Source organism: Acinetobacter sp. ANC_7682, from assembly GCF_056779795.1.
Genome location: NZ_JBWYIQ010000064.1, coordinates 1 through 2,691 on the forward strand (window position 1 = coordinate 1; position 2,691 = coordinate 2,691).

Sequence of the window (2,691 nt, forward strand, 5' to 3'; positions counted from 1 at the left end):
CAAGGGGGTGTTTTTTTATATCAAAAAATTGAATTTGAAAATAATTAAACCCTTGTAATTAAATAAGAAGCTCCATTCAGTTAATTTATGCTAAACAATAAATGCCTGAGTGATAAGGCTAATATCATAAAAACAACCCAACTAATTAGTTGAAAAGCTAAATAATAAACAATAATGAATGGTTCAAAAAATGAATGATTTACAATGAAATTTTTATTTACAAAGAGCATCAAAGTTGACTATTAAATAAAATGCCAATCCTAATTTGCAGATTGAGTATTAAAAATCAAGATTTCAGTCAAAAGGTTATATAAGAATTCATTCTTAGTAACTAAGAATAAATATAAAACTCTTAAAACTTGAATTTTCATGATTTTTTATGCCAATTGAATTATTAATCAATCTATTAAATGAATAATCCACTAGAAAGTTGTATAGACAAAAAACCTGATTTATTGCATTTATATAAAATATGAATCCAGGTTCATTATTTTAAAAATACTCACAATTGGAGGTGAGATAAAAATGACAGCGCAGACAATGAATGTGAATGCTGTAATTGATAATGCAAAATTTAAACCCTTTCATTTATCAATCGTATTATGGTGTTTATTTATCGTAATTTTTGACGGTTATGATTTAGCAATTAATGGCGTGACGTTGCCACTTCTTATGCAAGAATGGGGTATGACTTCTGTCCAAGCTGGGTTATTAGCGAGCACAGCGCTAGCGGGAATGATGTTTGGTGCGATGCTTTTTGGTATGTTGGCAGATAAAATTGGTCGAAAAAAAGTTATTTTAATTTGTGTAACCTTGTTCAGTGGTTTTACTTTTTTAGGAGGATTCGCAAGTAATCCAACAGAATTTGGAATTTTAAGATTTATTGCTGGACTTGGTATAGGCGGTGTTTTGCCAAATTTAGTAACTTTAACTTCTGAATATGCACCACAAAAATTGAGAAGTACCTTAGTTACGATTATGTTTAGTGGCTATGCAGTTGGCGGAATTATGGCGGCTTTATTGGGTGTAAAATTTACACCTGTATTTGGTTGGCAGATTATGTTCTTTATTGCAGGAATTCCATTATTAGTATTACCGTTTATATGGAAGTATATGCCTGAATCACTAACATTTTTAGTGAAACAAAAAAATTATGAACCTGCCTCAGGAATTATTAATAAGATCAACGCAGATTTAAATGTTAATTCTACAACTCATTTGGTTCTAAACGAAATTAAACTACCTGATGCATCGGTTAAATCTCTTTTTACTGATAATAGAGCGACAACGACGTTGTTATTTTGGTGCTGCTTTTTTATGTGTCTTTTAATGACATACGCATTAGGAAGTTGGTTACCAAAGTTAATGATGGCTGCAGGTTATTCTTTAGGAAGTAGTTTAACGTTTTTACTTTCATTAAATATTGGCGCTGTCATCGGTACTATTGGTGGTGGAATTCTAGCAGACAAATTTCATCTCAAACCTGTAGTGATTTCGATGTTTGTAATTGGAGCTTTTGCTTTATTTGGATTAAGTTTCAATTCGCCGCCAATGGTTATTTATTTACTTGTGGCATTGGCTGGTGCAGCATCAATTGGTACAAGTATTTTAATATATAGCTATGTAGCGCAATCTTATCCAATTGCTGTACGTTCAACTGGGATTGGTTGGGCTTCAGCAGTAGGGCGTATAGGTGCAATTGTCGGCCCCATTGTCATTGGTATTCTTTTAGGAATGGAATTGCCGCACAAATGGAATTTCATTGCCGTTGCTATACCAGCAGTAATTGGTGCAATAGCCGTATTATGTATTAAAAGGACAAAAGTGATTGAAACAGTTCCTGAAAAAATAAAAATCGCATCTTCAATTACACAGTAGAATAAAAGCCTCATAAGAGGCTTTTTTTATAAATGTGATTTTAAAATTTTTTGATGCTCTTTAACCTGTTTGGCATAACGTTTACCTTGTTTTTTCATTTTTCGATTTGTGTTGTATCCAGTAGGTCCAACGTTGTAATAGGCCAGTGCTTTTTTCCAGCTACCCGCAGATTGATTATATTTTGATAGGATAAAAGTCCCACAATGTATATTAATATTTTCTTGAAAAAGGTCACCTGGACAAGATTGTTGCCAATATCTAGGGATAATTTGGGTAAGACCTACAGCACCTGCTGGTGATACTGCATAATTTCGATAACTCGATTCTTGTCGAATAAGAGCGGCCATTAACAGGGGGTCGACATCAAATTGTTGCGCACTTTGCACAATTAGTGGTGAAACCCTATTTGCGGTGTCTGGGTGTACAGAGTATGCCTTTTGAATACCTGTTGAAAGTTTTACGGCGCGTTTTTGTACTGAACCACCACCTAAAGATGAGCAACCGACAAACACGATACACGATGATAGAACTAAACTATATTTAAGGAAAGTAAAGGATGGGGGAGGTGATTGTAAACGTTGTAAAAAAAGCAAAATAGTAACCGTACAAATTCAATTTGCAAAAATCATAAGTAAGCTGGTGATTGGGGTCAAGCCCTAGATAAATTGTAGTGTTGTAGTTTTGCAATATATTGATGAGTAAGATAAATAGATCAGAAAAACTCTCTGTACACGACAAAAATAGATAACTCATTGAAATAATGTCACAATAATTGTTTTCTAACGACGAATACTATGACACATCTCAATGAGT

At 33.4% G+C, this 2,691-nt stretch carries 2 protein-coding genes; one reads left to right on the forward strand and one right to left on the reverse strand.

What is annotated here, in order from left to right; translation table 11 throughout:
- The first annotated feature begins 525 nt into the window (after window positions 1-525).
- The gene (locus AC1M9D_RS13925; protein WP_481612426.1) at window positions 526-1,878 is read left to right on the forward strand and encodes an MFS transporter; all 1,353 of its coding nucleotides are present in this window, start codon (window positions 526-528) and stop codon (window positions 1,876-1,878) included.
- Between the two features lie 26 nt (window positions 1,879-1,904).
- Here AC1M9D_RS13925 and AC1M9D_RS13930 read toward each other — a convergent pair whose 3' ends face one another.
- Complete coding sequence (locus tag AC1M9D_RS13930) at window positions 1,905-2,390, reverse strand: lytic transglycosylase domain-containing protein (protein ID WP_481612427.1); 486 nt, start codon at window positions 2,388-2,390, stop codon at window positions 1,905-1,907.
- Between the last annotated feature and the right edge of the window lie 301 nt (window positions 2,391-2,691).